The 23,166-nt window shown below is 59.6% G+C and carries 22 protein-coding genes and 2 pseudogenes; 12 read left to right on the top strand and 12 right to left on the bottom strand.

Features of this window, described 5'->3' with window-relative positions; all coding sequences use genetic code 11:
• From BM70_RS33960 to BM70_RS0119395, 5 genes and pseudogenes are all read right to left on the bottom strand, one after another.
• Positions 1-324, bottom strand: a pseudogene (locus tag BM70_RS33960) (hypothetical protein); the annotation flags it as partial.
• 155 nt (positions 325-479) lie between these two features.
• Positions 480-782, bottom strand: coding sequence for a contact-dependent growth inhibition system immunity protein (locus tag BM70_RS0119375; RefSeq protein WP_025857517.1), 303 nt, complete (start codon positions 780-782; stop codon positions 480-482).
• Positions 779-1,585 (bottom strand): annotated as a pseudogene (locus BM70_RS32570) (RHS repeat-associated core domain-containing protein); the annotation flags it as partial. The gene BM70_RS0119375 and the pseudogene BM70_RS32570, both read right to left, overlap by 4 nt.
• A 128-nt stretch (positions 1,586-1,713) precedes the next feature.
• Complete coding sequence (locus BM70_RS0119390; protein WP_025857518.1) at positions 1,714-2,100, bottom strand: hypothetical protein; 387 nt, start codon at positions 2,098-2,100, stop codon at positions 1,714-1,716.
• Entirely contained in the window at positions 2,097-6,794 is a 4,698-nt protein-coding gene (locus BM70_RS0119395) for an RHS repeat-associated core domain-containing protein (protein WP_025857519.1), read from the bottom strand. Before BM70_RS0119395 ends, BM70_RS0119390 begins: the two co-directional genes overlap by 4 nt.
• A gap of 254 nt (positions 6,795-7,048) precedes the next feature.
• Here BM70_RS0119395 and BM70_RS0119400 point away from each other — a divergent pair, with 254 nt between their 5' ends.
• The 5 genes from BM70_RS0119400 (at position 7,049) to BM70_RS0119420 (ending at position 12,344) form a co-directional block, all read left to right on the top strand.
• Positions 7,049-9,550: a TonB-dependent siderophore receptor gene (locus BM70_RS0119400; RefSeq protein ID WP_025857520.1), complete on the top strand. Its 2,502-nt coding sequence runs from the start codon at positions 7,049-7,051 to the stop codon at positions 9,548-9,550.
• Between the two features lie 140 nt (positions 9,551-9,690).
• Positions 9,691-10,020, top strand: coding sequence for a hypothetical protein (locus BM70_RS0119405; protein ID WP_034104451.1), 330 nt, complete (start codon positions 9,691-9,693; stop codon positions 10,018-10,020).
• 162 nt (positions 10,021-10,182) lie between these two features.
• The gene (locus tag BM70_RS0119410) at positions 10,183-10,878 is read left to right on the top strand and encodes a fumarylacetoacetate hydrolase family protein (RefSeq protein WP_025857522.1); all 696 of its coding nucleotides are present in this window, start codon (positions 10,183-10,185) and stop codon (positions 10,876-10,878) included.
• A gap of 36 nt (positions 10,879-10,914) precedes the next feature.
• Positions 10,915-11,823: an AraC family transcriptional regulator gene (locus BM70_RS0119415; RefSeq protein ID WP_025857523.1), complete on the top strand. Its 909-nt coding sequence runs from the start codon at positions 10,915-10,917 to the stop codon at positions 11,821-11,823.
• Between the two features lie 74 nt (positions 11,824-11,897).
• Entirely contained in the window at positions 11,898-12,344 is a 447-nt protein-coding gene (locus BM70_RS0119420) for a GNAT family N-acetyltransferase (protein ID WP_025857524.1), read from the top strand.
• A 531-nt stretch (positions 12,345-12,875) separates the two neighbouring features.
• On the opposite strand, the gene BM70_RS0119425 is transcribed toward BM70_RS0119420, so the two are convergent.
• Complete coding sequence (locus BM70_RS0119425) at positions 12,876-13,820, bottom strand: diguanylate cyclase (RefSeq protein ID WP_025857525.1); 945 nt, start codon at positions 13,818-13,820, stop codon at positions 12,876-12,878.
• Between the two features lie 247 nt (positions 13,821-14,067).
• Here BM70_RS0119425 and BM70_RS0119430 point away from each other — a divergent pair, with 247 nt between their 5' ends.
• Positions 14,068-14,316 (top strand): DUF1652 domain-containing protein, encoded by a 249-nt coding sequence (locus BM70_RS0119430; RefSeq protein WP_025857526.1) that lies wholly within the window; start codon positions 14,068-14,070, stop codon positions 14,314-14,316.
• On the opposite strand, the gene BM70_RS33360 is transcribed toward BM70_RS0119430, so the two are convergent.
• Positions 14,313-14,453 (bottom strand): hypothetical protein, encoded by a 141-nt coding sequence (locus BM70_RS33360; RefSeq protein ID WP_177326568.1) that lies wholly within the window; start codon positions 14,451-14,453, stop codon positions 14,313-14,315. The genes BM70_RS0119430 and BM70_RS33360 overlap by 4 nt on opposite strands.
• A 238-nt stretch (positions 14,454-14,691) precedes the next feature.
• On the opposite strand from BM70_RS33360, the gene BM70_RS0119440 reads away from it, so the two are divergent.
• Genes BM70_RS0119440 through BM70_RS0119455 form a run of 4 tightly spaced genes read left to right on the top strand, consistent with a single transcriptional unit; the run spans position 14,692 to position 16,515 of the window.
• Positions 14,692-15,003, top strand: a complete 312-nt coding sequence (locus BM70_RS0119440; RefSeq protein WP_025857527.1) for a YXWGXW repeat-containing protein — start codon at positions 14,692-14,694, stop codon at positions 15,001-15,003.
• 23 nt (positions 15,004-15,026) lie between these two features.
• Positions 15,027-15,602 carry an RNA polymerase sigma factor gene (locus tag BM70_RS0119445; RefSeq protein ID WP_025857528.1) on the top strand — a complete coding sequence of 192 codons (576 nt, stop codon included), beginning with the start codon at positions 15,027-15,029 and terminating at the stop codon, positions 15,600-15,602.
• Positions 15,602-16,030, top strand: coding sequence for a hypothetical protein (locus BM70_RS0119450; RefSeq protein ID WP_025857529.1), 429 nt, complete (start codon positions 15,602-15,604; stop codon positions 16,028-16,030). The genes BM70_RS0119445 and BM70_RS0119450 overlap by 1 nt, the downstream gene beginning before the upstream one ends.
• Entirely contained in the window at positions 16,027-16,515 is a 489-nt protein-coding gene (locus tag BM70_RS0119455; protein ID WP_025857530.1) for a periplasmic heavy metal sensor, read from the top strand. The genes BM70_RS0119450 and BM70_RS0119455 overlap by 4 nt, the downstream gene beginning before the upstream one ends.
• Before the next feature lie 57 nt (positions 16,516-16,572).
• Here the strand turns inward: BM70_RS0119455 and BM70_RS0119460 are convergent, their stop codons facing one another.
• The gene (locus BM70_RS0119460; protein WP_025857531.1) at positions 16,573-16,887 is read right to left on the bottom strand and encodes an SCP2 sterol-binding domain-containing protein; all 315 of its coding nucleotides are present in this window, start codon (positions 16,885-16,887) and stop codon (positions 16,573-16,575) included.
• Between the two features lie 56 nt (positions 16,888-16,943).
• Positions 16,944-17,654 carry a histidine phosphatase family protein gene (locus BM70_RS0119465; RefSeq protein WP_016977112.1) on the bottom strand — a complete coding sequence of 237 codons (711 nt, stop codon included), beginning with the start codon at positions 17,652-17,654 and terminating at the stop codon, positions 16,944-16,946.
• A gap of 195 nt (positions 17,655-17,849) precedes the next feature.
• Here BM70_RS0119465 and sohB point away from each other — a divergent pair, with 195 nt between their 5' ends.
• A complete protein-coding gene (gene sohB / locus BM70_RS0119470; RefSeq protein ID WP_025857532.1) occupies positions 17,850-18,875 on the top strand; it encodes a protease SohB in 1,026 nt (341 codons plus the stop codon).
• 55 nt (positions 18,876-18,930) lie between these two features.
• On the opposite strand, the gene BM70_RS0119475 is transcribed toward sohB, so the two are convergent.
• Positions 18,931-20,466 (bottom strand): MFS transporter, encoded by a 1,536-nt coding sequence (locus tag BM70_RS0119475; RefSeq protein ID WP_025857533.1) that lies wholly within the window; start codon positions 20,464-20,466, stop codon positions 18,931-18,933.
• A 150-nt stretch (positions 20,467-20,616) separates the two neighbouring features.
• Between BM70_RS0119475 and BM70_RS0119480 the strand changes: the two genes are divergently transcribed.
• Positions 20,617-21,513, top strand: a complete 897-nt coding sequence (locus BM70_RS0119480; protein WP_025857534.1) for a LysR family transcriptional regulator — start codon at positions 20,617-20,619, stop codon at positions 21,511-21,513.
• Here the strand turns inward: BM70_RS0119480 and dhaL are convergent.
• On the bottom strand, positions 21,470-22,117 hold the full coding sequence (gene dhaL, locus BM70_RS0119485; RefSeq protein ID WP_025857535.1) for a dihydroxyacetone kinase subunit DhaL: 648 nt from the start codon (positions 22,115-22,117) through the stop codon (positions 21,470-21,472). The genes BM70_RS0119480 and dhaL overlap by 44 nt on opposite strands.
• Positions 22,118-22,124: 7 nt before the next feature.
• Complete coding sequence (locus BM70_RS0119490; protein WP_025857536.1) at positions 22,125-23,126, bottom strand: dihydroxyacetone kinase subunit DhaK; 1,002 nt, start codon at positions 23,124-23,126, stop codon at positions 22,125-22,127.
• Positions 23,127-23,166 lie beyond the last annotated feature (40 nt).

The raw sequence follows: 23,166 nt of genomic DNA on the forward strand, positions 1-23,166 counted from the left end.
TTACTTTCCTGTTCGGGTTCGGAATTGAATAGCCCACGTAGCCCCCCCGTCTCGCCTCATAGGGGTTGCGCCCGATATATTTTCTGTGTCAATTTTACTTTGTATGGCAATTTCTGCCTCGTTGTCAAAAGGTGCTAATTTTCCAAGCTCTTTGTTTACGTCTCGACCAGGGATTTTTTTCAATACGTAAAGAAATCCTTTTCGTGTTCCATATCTAGTCGCAAAATCGATCGCGGTAATTTTCGATGGAGAGGTACTTATGAAATTGCTCGGAGGATCGTTGCTGTCGGGTGCGTGCAAGTATAAGTCATTGCTATCTCCCTTGCTTTTGAATCCATATTGAAAGACATGGTCTGGAGTTTTGTCGTCTCCGCGATATAGGTATTCGGTGCTAGCACTCCTAAGGTTCCAGTCACCATTCCCTCGCCAGTAAGTTGGTTAATTTCATCGAGGTAGCCTTGTGGATTTTTACTTTGTTTTTATAGTTTTGAGTGTTTTAGAGCTGATGCAATATGCTTGAGCCATGTTCGTCCGTCTTTCCATTCGTTGCAGTAGTAATAGTAGCAGCCGATGTCTTCAAATAGATAATCTTTAAGTTCTTGTTCTGTCTTTTTGCTGAGTATTAGTTTGTCTAGTTCCAGTTGTACTTTTGTTTTTGTTTCTAAATTTGATTCTGATATGAATAAATCAATAACGTCGTTTGCTGTTTCATGGTCGTCAACCCAGTCTTGATTGAAGTACGCTGCGAGAAATTGCTGTAGTTCGGGATAGTCTTGGTTCATGGGTTAGGATATCCAGTGTGAATTCGATAGCCGGTGTGCATATTAGGGCTTCTGCGGATAATTAGGTAAATTTCCGTTCCGGGAACAGCTGTTGTAGTATTTTTTCTAAAACAGGTGCCTACAGGTCCTTTGGTTTCTTGAATAATAACAGCTTGATTTTGTTCGCCTTTTAGAAAGTTATCAATTTTATCTTGGTTCTCATCTATCACCGTTGATATTTCCCGCTCCGCTGTTGCGCGGTCGTGGAACGTAGAGGCTGCTGGGATATGTGGTTCTTGCCTCAGACGATTCAGCAACTGTTGATCAGTTCTACCTATATGCTTTTGTATTAAGTGGCCTCCGGCCGCCTCATGCGCACGTAAACCCCCTCCTGGGACTATTACGCTATACGGTCCTTCAGGGCAGTTTATATCTTTGGAACTCAGACCCAAGGGGTCTATCCAGCCTGTGGGATTAGGCACGTACTGGTAGGCATTGATCCCGCCCGCCAGCTTCACCGGATCCGGCGTCAGGTACCGACCAACATCTGGATTGTAGTAACGATGGCGGTTGTAGTGCAGTCCGCTTTCTTGATCGAAGTACTGGCCTTGGAAGCGCAGTGGGTTGTCGATTTTTCCTATGTCTAGTCGGGTGATTTCGCCGTAGGCGCGGTAATGGGCAGACCAGACGATTTCGCCATCCGGGGTGGTGAGTTCCTGCGGCGTGCCCAGGTGGTCGAGTTGGTAGTGGTAGGCCTTGGTTTCCTTTGGGCCGAAGCCTTCCAGCAAGCCAAGTGGACGGAAGGTGTTGGATTCGTAGAGATAGCGCGGTGGCGGTGAGCGGATTGGGGCCGCTTCGCGGCCCAACGCGAGCAAGCTCGCTCGCCACAGAGGTGGGCTTTGCCGGCAATAACGGTGATGGTCTTATCAGTTAATGTGGTTCTGCGCTAAACTTACTCTTGTACCGATTTTGCCCAGCGTAGACAAAAGTCATGCTGCTCCTGTATGTCGTTGGTGAGATCGTGTTCTTCGTAGGAAAAAATATGTACAAGTTCACCATCTGGTTGTCCCATCGTCAGTTCGTAAGCGACAAGCCCATTTGACATCTGGGAGGACATTCCAGATGTATGAACATTGATTTTGGCACCCTTGCATAAGAATTTAATGTCTTTTAAATCTGCTCTCAACAGACCGAAGCTGTCGTACAGATCCAGTGCTGTATAGGTTTTTCGCACCCCGTTACTTAACAGTAGATTAAGGGTTGGCTTGCCCCCTTCGTATTCGACCACTGCGTTTTCACGTGTGCCATTTTTGAGGATGGTGATTTCCCGAGATTTCATGGGTGCTCCCTATTAGGGTTCAATATAGTGTATCCCTTGAAAGTGCCATCTTCATTGACTGGTGAGGCACCAAGTATGTCTTTAGAGTCTATACGTCCAGGAATTGCTATTTCTGCTTCGTTTTTGTGTTTGGAGCGTGGTCCCAGTTCTTTGTTTACGTCTCTTCCAGGAATTTTTTTAAGCGTGTAGAGAAACCCTTCTTCAAATCCATAACTTGACGCAAATACCAATGCCTGCTTCCTTGAGGTTGAAGTAGGGACGTAATTGCTAGGAGGACTAGCGTTGTTTAAGGCGTGCAGGTACAGATCTGTACTCGTCCCTCTGCTTTCAAATCCCTTTTCAAATATTTCATCTGGCTCTCTTGAGTCTCCGCGATATAAATAGCTCTGCTTTCGCCGTGATGATGGCGGTGAAGGCGCTTGTTCATCAACCTTCACGTGTTCAGTTTGGCTTTCTACCTTTGACTGCGGCTTGCATCCGTCTCCGCCTGGGCATGAGCTTAACCCTAACGGATCAACCCATCCCGTAGGATTAGGTACGTACTGGTACGCATTGATCCCACCCGCCAGCTTCACCGGATCCGGCGTCAGGTATCGACCAACCTCCGGATTGTAGTAGCGATGGCGGTTGTAGTGCAGTCCGCTTTCTTGATCAAAGTACTGGCCCTGGAAGCGCAGCGGGTTGTCGATTTTTCCGATGTCGAGGCGGCTGATTTCGCCGTAGGCGCGGTAATGCGCGGACCAGACGATTTCGCCGTCGGGGTCGGTGAGTTCTTGTGGGGTGCCCAGGTGGTCGAGTTGGTAGTGGTAGGGCTTGGTTTCCTTTGGACCAAAACCGTCCAGTAAGGCAAGTGGACGGAAGGTGTCGGGTTCATAAAGGTAGCTGTGGTGGCGGTTTTCGTGGTGTTCGGCGATGAGTGTGTCGCCTTGCCAGAAGAACTCGGTCGTAATGCCATCAACGGTTTTGCTGATACGCCGCCCAAACGGGTCATAGCGGTAGCTGGCGGTCTGGCCGTTGGGCGTTTTAATGCCGATCAGGCGGTGCTGGCAGTCGTAGCGGTATTCGGTGACGAGTTGATGGCCTTTGCCGCGGCGTTCGCGGATCAGGTTGCCGTAGGCGTCGTAGTCGTAATGGTGGTCGCCTTGGATCATCAGGCGGTTGCCGGCGACGATGTCGGGGCCGGGACGGTCTTGCATGAGCAGGTTGCCGGCGGGGTCGTGGCCGAAGCGTTCCTGCTCGCCTTGGGTGTGGTCGGCGCGGGTGAGGCGGTTGAGTGGGTCGTAGTGGTAGCGGTGGTCGCCTTTGCGGGTGTCGAGCAGGCGGGTGAGGTTGCCGGATTTGTCGTAGTCGTAGTGGCGGCGGTACACCGGGCCTTCGGCGTCGTTGATGCTCTGGTTGAACAGGCGTCCCTGGTGGTCGTGTTGGTAAGTGCTGAGCAGTTGGCCTTGTTGGCGTTGCTGTTCGCGGCCGGCGTTGAACAGGTGTGAGGTGAGTACTGCGCCGTTCAGTTCGACGGTGGCGAGGTGACCGCCTTTGTCGTGATTGAAGGTGAGGCGGTTGTTGTCCGGCAGGCGCAGGTTATGCAGTTGGCCGCAGGCGTCGTAGCCGTAGCGCAGGGTGCCCCAGCCCTGGTGTTCGGCGGTGAGGCGGTTTTGGGTGTCGTATTCGTAGGCCAGCGCCCAGTGGCCGTCTTCGACGCTTAGGAGATTGCCTTGGCGGTCGTAGCCATAGTCGACAGCACCACCATCAGGCAGTGTTTTTCTTACGAGTCGACCGGCATGGTCGCGCTCGTAGCGGGTAACCAGCCGACTGCCGTCATCGCCGTGTTCGGTTTTCTCACTCAGGTTGCCGTTAAGGTCATACACGTAGGCCGTGCGCTGGCCGTCAAACCCGGTTTCCTGCTGGATAAGGCCGTTGCTGTGGTACTGAAGTCGATAGGTTTCGCCGACCTCGTTTTCAATCTCGGTCAGCAGCAGTCGGACGTTGTCGTAGCGGTAGTTGACTTGGCTACCATCGGCGTTGATGCGGCGGCTGATCAGGTGCAAACCGTCCGCGTACTCGTAGCGGGTGACGTGCCCCAGTTCATCGCGTTCGGAGGTGATTTTTCCGTAAGCGTTGTAGCTGTATTCTCTGTGCGCGCCGCCTGGCAGCACTACACGAGTCAACCGACCCACGCTGTCCCACTGATACTGGGTCAGCGCCCCATGCTCATCCTCACGCGCAATTTGTCGCCCCAGATCGTCATAGCGATAACGCTTGATCCCACCATTCGGCAACTGCTCCTCAAGCAACTGCCCACGCTCATTCCACACCAGCCGCTGACAACTGTGATCCGGGTAACAAACCCCAATCAGCTGCCCATATTTGTTGTAGCTGTAGTCCGTAGCGTGACCATCAGGATCGGTCTTACGAGTGACATCGCCCTGATCATTGCGCTCATACTTCCAGACGGCTTCACCACGCCGCACCACCCGTACGAATCCATTGTCATGCTCGTAGGTCGTCGGCTCATCATCCCCCGGAAACAACGCCACCAGACGCCCGGCTTCGTCGTACTGGTAGGCCGTGATCGCCCCGAGAGGGTCCTGCTCAACCGTCAGCCGGCCTTTGTCATCGTAGGACTTGAAGTGCTCGGCCCCGTCAGGATCCACACGCTGCACCAGCCGCGCCCGCTGGTCATGCACGTAGACTTCCTGGCTGCCATCGGCGTTAAACACCCTGACCTGCCCGTTGTCATCCCAGGCATAGCGCGTGTCCATCTGCGAAAAACTGGCCCAATGCCGCACACACCGCGCCGCCTTGCCAGACCGTTCCCACTCCCAGAAGAAACTCGCCCCACCGGCCAAGCCGCGTTCAAGAATCACGTGCTGTTGGTCGTACCGATAAACCTCGCTTTCGCCGACTGCGTTGGTCGCCGAAATCAGTCGTCCGAGGTCATCATAGGTGTAGGAAACAACGGTCTGTTCCGTCACCCAAACATACGGCCCCTCATCCACGATGCGCTGAATCTGGTAGTCCACCGCCACGATCCGGCCCGACGCATAGTGCAACAACAGCGAACGCCCCACGCCGTTATCCAACCGCTCGATACGCCCCAAAACATCCCGACAAATACGCAGCCGGTTGTCATACGCATCGCTGATCGCCGTTAGCACACCGTCGCGGAAGTGGTAGAAACGTGACGCCTGAGCCAGCACCAGTTCATCGGGCAACGACCCTAAATAGATCGCCGCTTCAGCCAGGCTATTGGTGATTGCTGGACGAGAAACGGAAGGCAAGGGCAGGGTGGTCGAGCGGTTTTCATGATCGGTCCACACCACCGAATCACCCTCAACCACCAGCCGATGCGCCAGCGAGTGACTCCAGCCAAACCCCAACCCACAATCCACTTCCACCGCACTGGTGCGGTACAACCGTGTCCACTCAAACGGCAGAAACCCGTCCAGCGCCCCATCGGTGAGGGTCAGCAGTTCTTCGCCCGTGACCATCGACACCGGGCAGCCGTTGGTAGCGGTCTTGTCCGAAGATGCAGCCGCATCCCCAGCCGGATTTTTCGCAACAGCTGGCACGTCATCCACATGCTCTTTCTGCTTCAGCACCGCGTTCTGCCGCGCCTTCCAGCGCATCTGCATCGTGCCTTGCTTGAGCCCGCCGACCACCCCGCGAACCGCCACCGCCTTGTAGCGATCCACCGCCTGCATGAACTTGGTCAGAATCGCCAAAAGACCCTTAACAAAGCCCACCGCCGCATCAAGAATCCGCGCCCCATACTTGATCAACCGCAAGCTCAAATACGCCACACCCGCCGCCGGCAAGGCGATGGTCAACACTGCGCCAATCACCAGGTCAACCAGCAGCGACACCAGAAACCCAGCCGCCACTTCGGCAATCTCGCTGGGCGGCAATGCGTCCAGCCAGATCATCGCCGTGCGCAGCATCAGGTACAGCGCCGCCTCATCACTGGCGAGTAACATCGCCTGTTCCATGACCTTGGGTGCGTCGGTGGCGATCTGTGCCAACTTGGCTGCTTCGGCCCCCAGTTGTTCGACGAACGTCAGCGGGTCTTCAAGCATCGCCTGCACCAGCTTGATGCTGTCCCATACATCGCGAATCGCCGCCCAACTGCCCGCCAACACGCCGCTGCCAATCGCACTGACGGTTGAACGTTCCCAGTGCGGTTTAAAGCCTGACCATTGCTCCCGAAGCCATTGCTCCAGGTCTCCGGTCAGCCCGGAGTAAGAGGCAAACAACGCGTCGACCTGTTCCTCGGATACGCCACCCTGCACCCGCACTTGATAGCGCCCACCCGCTGCGCAGTGGTGCGAACCCTTACCCTGTTCATCCAGCATGATCACGGTGGAGCTGCCGTCATCCAGGCCGATGACCTCGACCGGGATATCGCCGATCGGCACGTCATACACCGACTCGAACAGGCTCTCGATCTTCAGCTCGCCGCCCATCGGGCACTGGGCTATGGTGGAAAAGTCAGCATCCGAAAGGCTCACCGAGCGCTGCGAATCGCCTACCCGCAACACCCGGTCCATCCCCAGCAGCGACGGCATGTCCAGCCCATGGCTCACTGAATCCAGCGCACGCGAATACCACGCGCCCATCTGCTGGCGATAAATCGCCAGGCTCTGATGAAAGCCATTCAGTTCATGTTCGATCAGGGCAATGTGGGCAGCGTGGGTCATCCGTGACGTCTCGGCAAAAGGGCAAGGCGTCGGAGCATGCCGCAGCAAAAAGCGCCTGGATGAACGGTTGGGAAATTCAGAAAAGGCCGACTACACAGGGGGAAAAACCGTGAGAAACCAACCCGAAGGGCTACACAAAAAAACGACAAACCTGATTGCAGCATTGCTTCTCAAATAAAAATCGCTCTCATCCTTGCCCGATTTCCCGACATGGCCGTCATGGTTAATAGAACCTCCATTACGCAGGATTTCCCATGTCGCGCCTTGCTCGTCCCTTGCATCCACTGACCTTGTCGGTGGCGATGGCTTTTGCCGCCGTGCCGTTACTGACTGTCCAGTCCTCCTATGCCGAAGAGAGCAGCAGCGCTGTGCGCCGCTTCTCGATTCCTGCCGGTGACTTGAGCCAGGCACTCAATAGCCTGGCCGAGCAGGCGGGCCTGGTGCTGGCCTTCGATGCAAGCTTGACCCGAGGCAAGCGCAGCAAGGGGCTGAGTGGGCAATACGACACTGACGTGGCGCTGAACCAATTGCTCGCCGGCAGCGGCCTGCAAGCGCTGAAGATCTCCGGCGACCGCTACCGTCTGGAAGCCATCCCGGATAACGGTGGCGCCATGGAGCTGCAGGCCACCACCATCAGCGGCGCGTACCAGGCCGAAAGCCCGACCGGGCCGGTCGCCGGCTATGTGGCCACGCGCAGTTTGTCGGGCACCAAGACCGACACCGCGCTGATCGAAACCCCGCAGTCGATTTCCATCGTCACCAAAGACCAGATGCGCGCGCAGAACGCCGAGAGTCTCAACCAGATCCTGCGCTACAGCGCCGCCGTCATCCCGGAAACCCGTGGTGCCACGGCGTCGCGTCTCGATCAGTTGACCATCCGCGGTTTCGCCCCGGCGACCTACCTCGATGGCCTGCGCATGCCGTCGAGCCGTGATGCCTTGCCGCAGAAAGACGCCTTCGACCTGGAGCGCGTGGAAGTGCTGCGCGGCCCGGCGTCGGTGCTGTACGGGCAGGGCACGCCGAGCGGGGTGATCAACATGGTCAGCAAGCGCCCGCTGGACACACCGTTTCATGAAGTGGGTGTGGAATACGGCACCTTCAACAAGAAGCGCACCACCTTCGACTTGAGCGGCCCGCTGGATGACCAGGGCGTGTATTCCTACCGTGTCGCGGGGCTTTTCGACGATGCGGATGGCCAGGTAGAGCACACCGAGACGCGCCGCCAGTCGCTGTCCAGCGCCTTTACCTGGCGCCCGGACGATGCCACCTCGCTGACATTGCTGGGGCATTTCCAGAAGGACCCCAAAGGCGCGTCCTACGGCTCGGTGCCGGCCTGGGGTTCGGTGCTGCACAGCCCGACCGGGCGCAGCATCGATGTGGATTTCTATGATGGCGAAAAGAACTTCGAGAAAAGCGACCGCGAGTATTACTCGATCGGCTGGGCCTTCGAACATCACTTCGATGATGTATGGACGGTGCGCCAGAATGCGCGCTACCTGCGCAGCGAAGGCCAGTATCGTAGCCTCTACAACAACTACCTGCTGACGGACTACCGCACCATCCGCCGCTCGACCATCGCCAGCGATGTCGACATGGATGCCTACACCCTCGACAACCAACTGCAGGCCAAATTCGATACCGGCCCCTTGCAGCACACCTTGTTGATGGGGCTCGACTACCAGAACAACAGCACCGACACCAAATCGGGTTCGGGCGTGTATACCGCAGGCCCGACCCTGGATATTTTCGATCCGGTCTACGGCGCGGCAGTCCCGGTGCCGGCCTACACCACCGACGGTACATCGCGCAGCGAGCAGACCGGCGTGTACCTGCAGGAACAGATGAAGTGGGACAAGTGGGTGCTACTGCTGGGCGGTCGCTATGACTGGGCCAGCACCGATAACAGCACCCAGACCATCAGCAGCGGCGTCAAGAGCAAGTCGTCCCTGGACAGCAAGGCGTTTACCGGGCGTATCGGCCTGGTCTACCTCTTTGATAATGGGCTGGCGCCGTATGCCAGCTACGCGGAGTCCTTCAACCCGCAATCGGGGACCGGTTACGGCGGTTCGGTGTTCAAGCCGACCGAAGGCAAGCAGTATGAAATCGGCATCAAGTACCAGCCACCGGGCAGCAACAGCTTTATCACCGCGGCGATCTTCGACCTGCGCCAGACCAACGTGCTGACCACCGACCCGGATCCTACCCACCTGTGTGGCACCGGGCGCTGCCAGAGCCAGGACGGTGAAGTGCAATCGCGTGGCTTTGAGCTGGAAGGCAAGGCCAGCCTCAACGATAACCTCGATATCACTGCGGCCTACGCCTACCTGGACAACCGCATCAGCAAGTCCAACAACACCGTGCGTTATGCGCCCATCAGCGACATTGGCGTAGGCCCGGCCATTGCCGCCGAAGGCACCAGCACTTACGCGGTACCCCGCCACACCGCCTCGGCGTGGGCCGACTACACCTTCCACGACGGCCACCTCAAGGGCTTTGGCGCGGGCGCGGGCGCACGTTATGTCGGGTCCTCCTGGGGTGATACCGCCAATACCCTGAAGGTCCCGGGCTACACCTTGTTCGATGCGGCCGTGCACTACGACATCCCGAACATCACCAGCCTGAAGGACAACCTGCGCCTGGCGCTCAACGCCACCAACCTCGCGAACAAAGAGTATGTCGCTTCCTGCTACTCCTATTCGTGGTGCTGGTACGGCTCGCAGCGCACTGTGCAGGCGAGTGCGACCTACCAGTGGTGAAGTGAAGAACGGTCAGCGGCCTCGCTGCGCGCTGTGGCAGCCAGCTGAAACATTGCGCAATAAGGCAATTTAATGGCCCCCCTGTGATCAAATCCTCGCCAGAATCGCTTTTATTTTCAGGTGGTTAGGTGGGGATGCAAATGCGCACTGTTGGAATCATGCTGATCGCCTGCTCCCTGGCCGGCGGCGCGGCTGCCGTGCAGGCACGGGAGCTGCGCGAGGGTGACAAGTACATGTGCAGTTGGGGCGCTGGCACGGCCGCCAGGGCCCAGGAACTCAAGTTGTCGGGCGTGTCGCTGTACGCGGCACGGCAGAAGATCCAGACGATGAAATTCAACAAATCGTGGATGCGCATGATGGCCATGGGCATCACCGAACAAACCTACGACAGCCGTTCACGGCTCAAGCCCGAGGCGATTCGCCAGGGTTTCTACCAGGATTGCGTGCGTTATAAAGTCGCGCGCAAATAAAGCGGACCTTGCTATGCACACGCCGGCCATGCCTGGCGTTGGTTGCTGGATCTGCGCCCGCAGGTGCAAGCACCGGCCAGTGCAAAATCTGCGTAAGCCTGTCCAACTTCGTGCCGGCAACCCTGGCCATACTGGCGCCAGGTAAACGAAGAGGTACAGGCCATGACTGATTACGTGTTCACCCCCGCACCCACCCCATCGCTGGCTGTGCAGAGCAGCGCTGCACGCTTCCCGCTGCGCCGTGTGTTCTGCGTGGGTCGTAACTACAGCGAACATGCGCGCGAGATGGGCCATGACCCGGAGCGTGAACCGCCATTCTTTTTCATGAAGCCCGCTGACGCGGTAGTCCCGGCTGAAGGCGTGATCGCGTATCCGCCATTGACCGCCGACCTGCACCATGAAGTGGAGCTGGTGGTGGCCATCGGCAAGGACGGCGTGGATATCAGCCCGGAACAGGCGTTTTCCCACATCTGGGGGTATGGCGTCGGCATCGACCTGACGCGCCGCGACCTGCAGGCCCAGGCGAAAAAGCTCTCGCGCCCGTGGGAATGGGCCAAGGCCTTTGATGAATCCGCGCCAAGCACCGCGTTGCATCCAGTGAGCGCGGTTGGGCACCCGTCCAGCGGCAGAATCTGGCTCGAGGTCAATGGCGAACAACGGCAGGTGGGCGACCTTGCCGACCAGATCTGGTCTGTCAGCGAGGTGGTCAGCCATGCCTCCAGATCCGTCGCGCTGAAGGCCGGCGACCTGATCTTCACCGGTACGCCTGCGGGCGTCGGGGCTTTGCAGCCGGGGGATGTGGTCACTGCCGGTATCGACGGTATCGGTGAGTTGCGTTTCACCCTCGGCCAGGGTTGAGGCTACAGTGGTGCCCAGGCCACCCGAGAGACCCTTATGCCCGGCACCCGCATCACCACCTACGGCATGGCACAGCGCAGCGACCGCCCTGACTTCTATATCCGTGACAAGCGCGGAAGGGCGGCGCTGACCCGTCCGCATCGCCATGAGTATTTCCAGATCCAGATCAACCTCGGCGGCGACACCGTGCAGCATATCGGCGGCGCGGTGCGGCCGTTTCCGCACAAGGCCCTGGCGTTCATCCTGCCCCATCGGTTGCACGTGATTCCCCATCCCGAGGACGGCGAGTTCATGTTGATCAACTTCAGCCAGGCGTTTCTCCTGCCGCAGCTGACCTGCGATCCGTTGGACCTCGAAGATATCCCCATCGGGCAAGCCCCCGAACTCTCACCGTTTCGCTTTCAGGAACAGTTGGATTTCGTCCTTGACGACGCGGCGTTCGACCAAGTGAAAACCTGGCTCGCGCATATGCGCGAGCTGGACGCCCACCGCACCTTCGGCGCCCGTGAACGGCTCAAGGGTTACCTGTTCCAGCTCATCGGCCTGGTCTGCGAACAGTACGCCGAGCCCCTGCAAGCCCTCGCCGCCAACCATGCCACGCGGCGCGGGCGCAAGGATGCATTGGCGCGCGTGCAGGGCTACATCCGCGAGCATCTGCACGAGCCGAGCCTCAACCTTACTGACACGGCCGCCGCTGCGTTCCTGTCACCCAATTACCTCACCCACCTGTTGCGCAAGGAAACCGGCAAACCCTTTTCCCAACTGGTGCTCGACCGTCGCCTGCAGTTGGCGCGCACCTTGTTGCTCAACAGTGCGCAATTGATTGGCACCATCGCGCACCGATGCGGGTTTACCGATGACGCGTACTTTTCCCGTTGTTTCCGCAAAGCGCATGGGGTGACGCCGGGGCAGTTCCGTCGCCAGCAGCATGGCGAGGCGGTATAGGGCGCTTTACAAATCCACGACATTCACTGTGTTTCTATTTGCATACAATTGCGTCCTTTATCAGGGAGGCCAGTATGCAAACGCTAATCCGCGCAGCGACGCAGGACGATGTCGATACGCTGTTCGACATCCGCACTTCAGTGGTGCAAAACCACTTGAGTGTCGAGCAAATGGCCGACTTGGGCATCACGCCGCAGGTACTGGCCGATAGCATCCGCGAAGCGCCCTGCGCATGGATCGCCGACGTGGATGGCCAGCCCGCGGCCTTCAGCATGGTCGACCTGGCCACGGGCGAGGTGTTCGCGCTGTTCGTGTTACCGACCCATGAGAACCTGGGCCTTGGCCGTCAACTCATGGCGGTGGCCGAAGCTGCGTTGTTTGAACACCATGCCACGTTGTTCCTGATGACCGACGGGCGCGACGAAATCCGTGCCAACGGGTTTTATCGACGCCTGGGCTGGACGCGGACAGGACAGGTCGAGGGCGACGACGTCCGTTACGAGAAGAGCAGGGCGCAGTAAGGCCATGCGTCCACCCGAGCCGTCATCCTCCAACAGCTTTCGCTACTTTGTGTTCGGCGTGCTCTGCGTCGCGGTCTTGCTGGGAGTTTATTTTGTTTGGCTGAACGCTCAGGTAGATCGCGCGCGGGAAGCCGCCAACCAGCGTTTGGCACTCTGCCGGCAGGTGGAAAGTGTGGCGCGTTCGGTACTGCCCGATAACCCTGAAACCCGAGACACTTGCGAACGATTGAACGGGCGTATATCGAAAAGTGTGACGCCGCCTTAATTCAATAACCCTTTCTTATACAGGGAAATATAAGGGGTAGTTGCACCAAAAAGTGGCATTTATATACCTCGCCACCTTAAAAAAGGTGTGGTTATTGAATGACTTACAACACTTTTAATCCGACGAAAGGATAAAAATAATCTTGTTACAGCTTTTTCCAATCGGTACTATAGCCGGGCGTTCACCTCCCACGGTTTATGCATTTTTAAATCCCAAGTTTCCATCAGCTACTTGGGATTTTTTTTGCCTGTCATTTGACCAAAGCGTCAAACTTCACCTTCGGCGAACTCTGCACGCATCCGCCCATTGCGTTTGGCCTGGTACAGCAATTTGTCGACTTCTTCGACAAACTCCAGCATCGGGCTATCGGGTTTTACCATTCGGGTGCCGACGCCCAGGCTCAAGGTCAGCAGGCTCGATACCGCCGAAAAATCATGTACGATCTGCTGCTGACGGATCAGATGCAGGCAGCGTTGCGCCACTTGCCGGGCCGACGCCGCATCGGTTTCCGGCAGCAGCCACACAAATTCTTCGCCGCCTATGCGTGCAATGAAATCCCGTGGCCGGTTGGCCGCCCGTGACAGGGTATGCGCGACTTGGCGCAAGCACTCGTCACCCTTGATATGCCCGTAGTGGTCGTTGTACTGCTTGAAGAAATCGATATCCAGAATGATCAACGACAGGGGCAACTGGCTGCGCTGGGCGCTGGCCCATTCCCGTTCCAGCACGGTGTCGAACATGCGCCGGTTGGCGATGCCGGTCAGGCCGTCCTGGTAGGAATATTCCTCGAGTTGTTTTTGCAGGCGCACCAAGTGTTCTTCGGTCTTCTTGCGCTCGCTGATGTCGAACATGAAACCGATCAGCGCCTCGACCTCGCCGTCCTTGCGCACCACATGCACCACGTCGCGAATCCATACGTAGTCGCCTTTCACGGTCAGCGCCCGGTAATCCGCCTCATGGTCCACCCCGGCGCGGGATTGCGATACGCAGAAATTCACCACGTATTCGCGATCGTCCGGGTGCATGCGCTCGACCCAATCGTCGACGCTGATCCAGCTTTGCGGGGTCCAGCCCAGCAACGCCTCGATCTGCGGGCCGATATAGCTGAAGGTCATGGTCTGCCAGTCGATGCGCCAGGGGATGGCTTTGGTCGACTCCAGCAAGGTCTTGTACACATCACTGTCGGGCTGGCTCGGTGGGTCGATGCTCATGGTGGGCTGCTCAAGATGATGGCGAAAAGCCAAGAGCCTCTTTTGATCGACGCACGGAGTCAAGTGCTCGCCGCAACAGCAGACGAGAGGTTGCGTGAAGGGTTTTCTGGCGCCAGCCAATCGACGTTTCCGACACGAAATGAGGCATGGCTAACACTTTTCCACGAATAGCCACATGCCTCGCAAAACCTCATCTACTCTGTTTCCATCACAACTACTGGGTGAGGTCCAGGGAAGGGGACATATCATGATTTCATTCGATGAATTCAATAGCATCATGGCCTCCGGCTTTCTGCCGCTGGAGTGCGTTTGCACCGTGAACAGCGACGGCTCGTTGCGCATCAACATCTTCGAACCGGTGTCCGGCCGGGTCGACCTGCTGCTGACTGGTGTGTCCCCCGAAGGTTTGGACAGCATCCGTTCCATCTCAAACCTGATTGGCGAGTTGCGTACCGAGATCCAGGCCGGGCGTCGCGGGTTTGCTGTGGTGGGTTAGCCGTTGACGGTGTGGGTCGGCGTATCGAGCGCGCCGTAATAGCGCCAGCAGCAATGGCGGTGTTCCGGCAGGATCACGCAGCCACTGAGGCTGACGATCAGCAGTGCGGCAACCAGCATGTAAAGTCGGCGGTACATGGTGTTTCCTCTTGGGTTGATCAGCGTTAATCCTTCAACGCCGCCACCCGCATAAATCCGTCGCGAAGCTTTCAAACATTTCATCAAGCCCCGCCATTCCCTGGGCAATACTGCCCGCGTCCACTGTCCTTTAATAACGGCCCGGAAATAATTGCGCGCCGTGGCGACGGATTTTCCACCACCCGCCGTTCAACCCATCAGCCACCCACACTTTCGCGGGCAGCATGAAGGAGTTGCCATGAGAACCCTGGCCAAATTGCGTTTTGCCTGGCTGGCTCCGCTGGCCCTTGCCGCGTTTGTCAGTACCCCTGTGTTTGCCCAGCCCGAAATCATCATTCGCCAGGCGCCGCCACCGGAGCGCGTGGAAGTGATCCCCGTGGAGCGCCCGGGCTACGCCTGGGACCGTGGGCACTGGCGTTGGGAAGGGCGCGGCTACGGCTGGGTGCCCGGTCACTGGCAGCCGGTGATGCGCAACGCGCGTTGGGAACCCGGTCATTGGGAAGCGCATGGCCCCAACTGGTACTGGCGTGAAGGGCATTGGATCCGCTGAACCCTTAGCCGAGAACTGCCCGATTGAAAGACACTGATCCGGACGTTGAACTGCTGGCGCGTATCGGTAACAACGAACCTGCAGCCGTCAACGAAATGGTGACACGCAAACTACCGCGCCTGTTGGCGCTTGCCAGCCGGGTACTGGGGGATGCCGACGAGGCCAGGGACGTGGCCCAGGAAAGCTTCCTGCGTATCTGGCGCCAGGCTGCCAGTTGGCGCAGTGGCGAAGCGCGCTTCGACACGTGGCTGCACCGGGTGGCACTCAACCTGTGCCACGACCGTTTGCGTCGGCGCAAGGAGCGTCCGTTGACCGAGGAAGAGGCGCTTGAGCTGGCCGACAGCGCCCCATCCCCGGATGAGCAGCTGGAAACCGCCGACCGTAGCGCACGCATGGCCGCTGCCCTGGCGGCTTTGCCCGAGCGCCAGCGCGAGGCCATTGTGTTGCAGTACTACCAGGAGCTGTCGAACATCGACGCCGCGGCCCTGATGAATATCAGCGTCGAGGCACTGGAGAGCCTGCTGTCGCGGGCCCGACGCCAGTTGCGCAGCCAACTTGCCGACACACCCGGGCTTGCCCGCCCAGGAAGGGGAAAGTGATGACACCTGAACGATTTGCGTATCTGGCCGACGCCTACGGCGCCGATTTAAAGCGCTGGCCGCTGGCCGAGCGAGGCGCGGCCCGGGCGCTGCTCGACAGCGACCCGCGGGCCCGCGAAGCCCTCGAACAAGCTGGCTGGCTGGACGCCCAGCTGGACAGCCATCAACCGGCCTTCGCCGACCCGGCACTGGCCCGCCAGATCCGCCTGTCAGCGCCGCGCCGCACATCGTTCTGGTCGCGCTACGCCAGCTGGCTGTCTCCCGCAGGCCTGGTGGGCGTGGGCATTGCCGGGGTCGTCACCGGCATGCTGGTGGCGTCGATGAGCGTGCCGTTGCCATTGTTGTCCTCCGAGGTGCTGCCTAGCGTCTTCGATCAGGGCGATGCGGAAGTCGTCTTTACCGTCAACGCCGAGGACACCGAGCAATGACCGCCCAATCCCTGAAACCGTGGTTGCTTGTCTCGGTATTGCTCAATGTGTTTTTGATCGGCGGGGTGGGCGGTGGCCTGTATCACTGGATCGCCAATGCCAAGCCTGCCGAAGCGGTGGTCAACCAGCACGGTTTGCGCCAAGCCATGGTCAAGTTACCGCCGGAGCGGCGCCGAGAGCTGCGCCAACTGTTGCGCCATAACAGCGCCGACAGCCAGCCATTGATCATGGCCGGCCGTGCAGCGCGCCTGGGGGTGATCAAGCAGTTGGAAGCGCCGACGCTGGATCGGGATGTGCTGGTCACCGAATTGGCCAAGGCTCGCGAGGCGGATATGGCACTTCGTGCATTGGTGGACACTGCACTGGCGCAGTTCGCCAGCTCCTTGCCCCAGGTCGAGCGGCAGAAGCTGGTGGAGGCGTTGTACCTGCGGGGGCAGGGCAAACCCAAAGAAAAGCTCAAGGAGCCGGCAGCGGATTCAAGATAGCGGGCAAAAAAAATCCCGCCGGGAAGGGCGGGATCGGGATTCAGGGTTGCCCGTGAATCAAGCCGGGAACAGCTCGCTCAGCTTCATGGCCAGCATCATGTCGCCTTCGGTGCTCAGCTTGCCGCTCATGAAGGCCTGCATGCCGTCGGTCTCGCCGCTGACGATGCCTTCCATGGTTTCGCCGTCGGTCACCAGGGTCACTTGGGCGTCAGGGTTTTCGCCTTCCAGCAGTTCGCAGGTGTTGTTCTTCACCACCAGCGAGAAGTTCTGGGTGTCGTCGATACGGAAACCGAACACCAGGTCCAGGCCGTCAGCGGCGGCTGGGTTGAATTTGGCTTTCATTGCTTCTACAGCTTTGGCTACGTCAGTCATGGTTTCGATCCTTTAGGGTAGAGTCCAGTGACCTTGGGGTCACGGTTGGCCGCAGTTCACCGGAAGGTGATGAGCTGCGGCGCCTTCAACAGTTGCAAGTGGGTATGGCTGTTGAAGGAAGCCAGTGCCACCTCGCGCCCGCGGAATTTCAGCTGGTTGAGCGAGGTGTTGACAATTTGCCAGTTCAGCTCGAAGGCCTGGGCGGCGGGCATTCGGGTGATCAGGTGGAGCAGGGCGGTGATGGTGCCGCCAGAGGTGAACACCGCGATCTTCTGCGTGTTGTCCGCCGCTTCAAGAATGCGTTGCAGGCCGCCCTGGACCCGTTCCACGAACCCCAGCCAGCTTTCCAGCCCGGGTGGATCATACGTACCGGCCAGCCAGCGCTCGATGATCAGGGCGAAGATGCGCTGGAATTCGCTGCGGTTCTGCGCGGCATTGCGCAGGATCTCCAGGGCTTCGGGTTCGGTGGTGAGCAGGTCGGGGAGCAGGGCGCGGATGATTGCGTCGGCGTCGAACTCGTTGAACGCGCTGTCGATTTCCAATGCCGGCACCGGCAGGCCGAGGGCGCTGTACTGATCGAAGGCGGCAGTGGCGGTGTGCTGCTGGCGGCGCAGGTCGCCGGCCACGCAGCGGTCGAACACCAGGCCCATGTCCGCCAGGTGGCGACCGAGCACTTGCGCCTGCTCCACGCCGACGGGCGACAGGACGTCGTAGTCGTCTGCACCGAAGGAGGCCTGGCCATGTCGAATGAGATAAATGCTGCCCACGTCCGTTTTCCCGGTACGTTGAAAGTCTGGCGAGGTTATGAGGATGCCTGCGAGCTGTCAATGAAAAAACATACGCTTGTTTTAAAAGCCCGTTAGAGCCCGTCGCTGCTGGCCGTTTGATCACTGGCTCGAACGCGATACCGCCGGTATGCTGGGGCAATCCGCGCCTGGCGCACCGCACTTGTAAGGAGAACTATGGATTTTTTGGCCGAATACGCGAGCTTTCTGGCGAAGACCGTCACCCTGGTGGTCGCTATTCTGGTGGTACTGGTCAGCTTTGCCGCGCTGCGCAGCAAGGGCCGTCGCAAATCCGCCGGCCAATTGCAGGTCAGCAAACTGAATGATTTCTACAAGGGCCTGCGTGAGCGCCTGGAGTCGAGCCTGCTCGACAAGGACCAGCTCAAGGCCCTGCGCAAGTCCGAAGGCAAGGCCGAAAAGAAGAAGGGCAAGCAGAAAGCCGAGGCCAAGCCACGTGTGTTCGTGCTGGATTTCGACGGCGATATCAAGGCCTCCGCCACCGAGAGCCTGCGTCATGAAATCACCGCGTTGTTGAGCCTGGCCACGCCCAAGGATGAAGTGGTGTTGCGCCTGGAAAGCGGCGGCGGCATGGTCCACAGCTATGGCCTGGCCTCGTCGCAACTGGCGCGTATCCGTCAGGCGGGCGTGCCATTGACCGTGTGCATCGACAAGGTCGCGGCCAGCGGCGGCTACATGATGGCGTGCATTGGCGAGAAGATCATCAGTGCCCCGTTTGCCATCCTCGGCTCCATTGGCGTGGTGGCGCAGTTGCCCAACGTCAACCGCCTGCTGAAGAAGCACGATATCGACTTCGAAGTGCTCACGGCCGGTGAATACAAACGCACCCTCACGGTGTTTGGCGAAAACACCGAGAAAGGCCGCGAGAAGTTCCAGGAAGACCTGGACATCACCCATCAACTGTTCAAGAACTTCGTGTCGCGCTACCGTCCGCAGCTGGCGATTGACGATGTGGCGACCGGAGAAGTGTGGCTGGGTGTTGCAGCCCTCGACAAGCAATTGGTCGATGAGCTGCAAACCAGTGACGAATACCTGGCGACCAAGGCCAAGACCGCCGAGGTGTTCCACCTGCACTATGCCGAGCGCAAGAGCTTGCAGGAGCGCGTAGGCCTGGCAGCCAGCGGTTCGGTGGACCGCGTGCTGCTGACCTGGTGGAGCCGCCTGACCCAGCAACGCTTCTGGTAACCCAACCTCCAGAAGGTAGACGATCTCCTGTGGGAGCGGGCTTGCCCGCTCACATTTAGTTCTGTGACCGCAGGGGGCGTTGTTGTGGTGCTGAGGGTATCGGGTTACGCATCAACGTACCCACCACCAACGCCCCGAGTAATCCCAACAACCCCGCCACCCACAACACACCGCTGAACCCACCCACAAACGCCTGCCGTGCCAGCGGCTGCACCAACGCCCGTGCCGATTCCGGCAACAAGCCCATCGCCGCCGGCATATCACCTGCAACTACGCGTGATGCAATCCCCGCCACCTGCGCCTGCCACGCGGTGTCGATACTCGCGCTCAGCAACTGCTCGCTATGGCTGCTCAACAAGGCGCCATACACACCAATCGCCAGCATGATCGCGCTGAAACGCATCGTCGTGCTCATGCCCGAGGCCATGCCCGCACGGTCACGTGGCACGCAGGCCATGATGTTTTTCTGGGTGTCTCCATTGAGCAGGCCGGCGCCCGCACCGGTGACGGCAATCGCCAGGGCAAAGGGCAGGTAGCCGCCGACATTGACCGCCCAGGCGCTCAAGAGATTGCCGCAGCCTACGAGGGTCAAGCCGGTCGCCATCATGGTTGCGGGCGCGAAACGTCCGGCCAACCGCGCGCCGATGCGCGGGCAGATCAGCATGGTCAGCGCAAACGGCAACATGCCCAGGCCCGAGGCAATCGCGGAGAAGCCCAGGCCGTTCTGCAGGTAGAACGGCAACAGCGTCATCATCACCTGAGCGCAACCGGCGTAGGCAAACATCCCCAGCAAGGCCCCGATAAAGCGTGGGTGACGGAACAGTTGCAGGTCGACCATGGGCCGCTGCTGCACACGTTCGACGAGGACAAAGACACCGAGCAACACCGCTCCGCCGGTGAGACGGGCGTAGGTCAGCGGGCTGTCCCAGCCGATGCGATTGGCTTCGATCAAACCCCAGATCAGGCACAGCAGGGCGGCGCTGAAGGCCAGGCTGCCCCACGGGTCGAGGCGCGCGGACTGGGTATCGCGGGATTCCGGAATCGCGTGCAGTACCAGCGCCATCAGCCCCAGGCCCACCGGCAGGTTGAGATAGAAAATCCAGCGCCAGCCCAGGTACTCGGTGATCAGGCCGCCCAGGGTCGGCGCGGTGGTCATCGCCACACCCATGCACGCGCCCCAGAAGGCCCAGGCTTTTGCACGCTCCACGTCGTCGTGGAAGGTGTGGCCGATGGACGCGAGCGCCGAGGTCAATAGCAATGCCGCACCGACGCCTTTGACGGCGCGAGCAATGTCCAGGAACAAGGCGCTGGGCGCGGCGCCGCAACCCAGGGACGCGAGGATGAAAATGCTCAGGCCCCATACCAGCGTCTTCTTGCGGCCGAAGCGATCGGCAATGCTGCCGGCGGGTAATAACAGTGCGGCAAAGGCCAGCATATAGGCGCTGACGACCCACTCGATATCGGCAAAGTTCGCCCCCAGGTCGCGGGCGATGCTGGGCAACGTCACGGCGACGATGTTGGTGTCGAGCACGATCAGCGAACAAACACCGGACGCCGTCAGCAGGGTGAGGCGTGGGCTGACCCGGCTCATGGTTGAATTACCTTGCAAGCAATACGGAAAAGGCAGTTGACGGACATCGCAAGGGCTCTCTAGTGTTCAAGTACTGCGAGCTTATTCCCGGCGGGCAATGTCTTTGTTAGCCGGCGTGAAGCACTTCATTACCTTTGAGCTCATGCTGTTATGGAAATCCGCCATTTTCGCTACTTCCTGGCCGTTGCCCGGCAGCGCAATTTCACGCGCGCCGCGGAGCAATTGGGCATTGCGCCACCGACGTTGAGCCGCCAGATCCAGGACATGGAGGCGATGTTGGGGGCGCGTTTGTTCGTCCGCCAGCAACGCGAAGTCAGCCTGACCGAAGCCGGTGCCGCCTTGCTGATCGAAGCCGAAGCCACCGTGCGCCAGTTCGAGTTCGCCCAGCGCAATGCCCAGCGCGCCGGCCGTGGCGAGATCGGTCATATCGAATTGGGCTATGTCGCGTCGGCGGTGTATTCGGGCCTGTTGCAGCGGCAAATGCAGGCGTTCAGCCAGGCGTTTCCGGATGTGAGTGTGAATGTGCGCGAATGTGCGATGGCGACGTTGCCTGGTGCGGTGGCGGACGGGCGTGTCGATATCGGTTATATCCGCTCGCCCATGACCCTGCCGGAGGGTGTCGAGGCGGTGCGCCTGGACAGTGAAGGGTTTGTATTGGCGCTGCCGCAGGACTCCTGGCTGCTGGGGCTCAAGGCCATCGGTTGCGAGCACCTGCAAAACGAGACGTTCATCTTGCCGGAACAGATCAGCGGCACCTTGCATGTGGCGGCGCAAGGCGGCTATGCGCCGCGCCTGGGGCCGCAGCCTGGCGGATTGGTGGCGGTGGTGGCGCTGGTGTCACTCGGGCAGGGCGTGGCGGTGGTGCCGGCGTCAATGGTCGGGCATGTGAGTTTGCCAGGCGTGGTGTACCGCAGCATTCAGGGCAGTGACGCGTCGTCGTGGCTGTCGCTGATTCACCGGCGCTTCGAAAAAGCGCCGGCGGTGGCGCGGTATATCCAGCAGGTCAAGCAGACAGTCGCGGCTGCACCGAATCGGCCAGGCGCGTAAGGATCAGGCAGCACGACACGGCCCCGGCATCCAGCACGCCGAGGGAGCGTTCGCCCAGGCGACTGGCGCGGCCGATCTTCGCCACCAGGTCCTTGGTCGAGTCGCGGCCCTGTGATGCGGCGGCTTTCATCGCGTCCAGTGCGTCGCTGAAGACGGCCCCCGAGGCATGCGCCCGCTCGAACGCTTCGACGGCCGGGATCAAGGTGTCCATCAGGCATTTGTCGCCCACACCCGCTTCGGTAATGTCCTGCAACGAGGTCAAGCCGCCGCGCAGCAAATGCGCAAAGGTCGCCGCGTCGATGTCGTCGCTGTTGCGCACTTCATCGGCCATGCCGATGAACAGGCTGCCATACAACGGGCCCATGGAGCCGCCGATGCCTTCCATCAGGCTGAGGGTCAGCTCGTCGAGTGCTTCGGCCAGGGTCAGTTGGCGGCCTTCGATGGTGCGCCCGCAATGGGCGAAACCCTTGGCCATGTTGATGCCATGGTCGCCATCGCCAATGGCGCCGTCGACTTCGCTGAGGTATTCGCGGTTGGCCACGATCACGCTGACCAGGTCGGCGACGATGGCGCTGCCGTCACGGGTGGAAAAATGCTGGCTCATGGTTGGTTCACTCCGCCTGGGTCATGCCGATGGAGCGGCAGGGTTGGTCGATCAGGGTTTTCAACTCGGCGTCGAGGCCGAGCAAGGTCAGGGTCACGCCCATCATTTCCAGGGACGTGAAGTAGTTGCCGACATAGCAGCGGTGAATCTTCAAGCCTTTGGCCTTGAGCTGCTTTTCGACCTCGGCGTAGAAAATATACAACTCCATGACCGGCGTGGCGCCCAGGCCCGAGACCAGCACCACCACGCTGTCGTCCTGGCTGAAGTCGCGGTCGGCAAGGATCGGCGCGAGCATGCGTTCGGCCATGGCGGCGGCCGGTTCGATCGGCACCACCTCGATACCCGGTTCGCCATGATGGCCGATGCCCAGTTCCATCTGGCCGTCGGGGATCTGGAAGTTCGGCTTGCCCACCGCCGCAATGGTGCACGGCGTGAGGCCGATACCAATCGAGCGGCAGTGGTCGACGGTTTTCTGCGCGACCCGGATCACGCCGTCCAGGTCATAGTGCCGGGCGGCAGCGGCGCCGCCGATCTTCCACATGAAGATCTCCCCGGCCACGCCACGGCGCTTGGCAATTTCGGCCTTGGGCGCGGATGCCACGTCATCGTTGGCGACCACGGTGCGGATACGCATGTCTTTGCTGGCGGCCATTTTCATCGCCAGCTTCACGTTCATGTTGTCGCCGGCATAGTTGCCGTAGAGGCAGGCCACGCCGGCGCCCTGGTCAGCGGCGCGGAACGCGTCGAAAAAACTCTTGGCCGTGGGTGAGGAGAAGATCTCGCCGACGGCTACCGCATCCACCAGGCCTGGGCCGACATAACCGAGGAAGGCCGGTTCATGGCCCGAGCCGCCGCCGGTGACAATGCCGACGCTGCCTTGGGCCGAAGGCCTGGCCTTGACGATGACCCGTGGGTTGGCCTCGTATTGGCGCAGTTCGGGGTGCGCGACCAGAATACCGCGCAGCATGTCCTCGACCACTTGGTCCGGATCGTTGATGACTCGATTCATAACGCGGTTTCCTGTGTTCTTGTTCTAGTGGGCAGCATGG

This window comes from Pseudomonas sp. CHM02 (assembly GCF_000612585.1).
Classification (GTDB): Bacteria; Pseudomonadota; Gammaproteobacteria; order Pseudomonadales; family Pseudomonadaceae; genus Aquipseudomonas.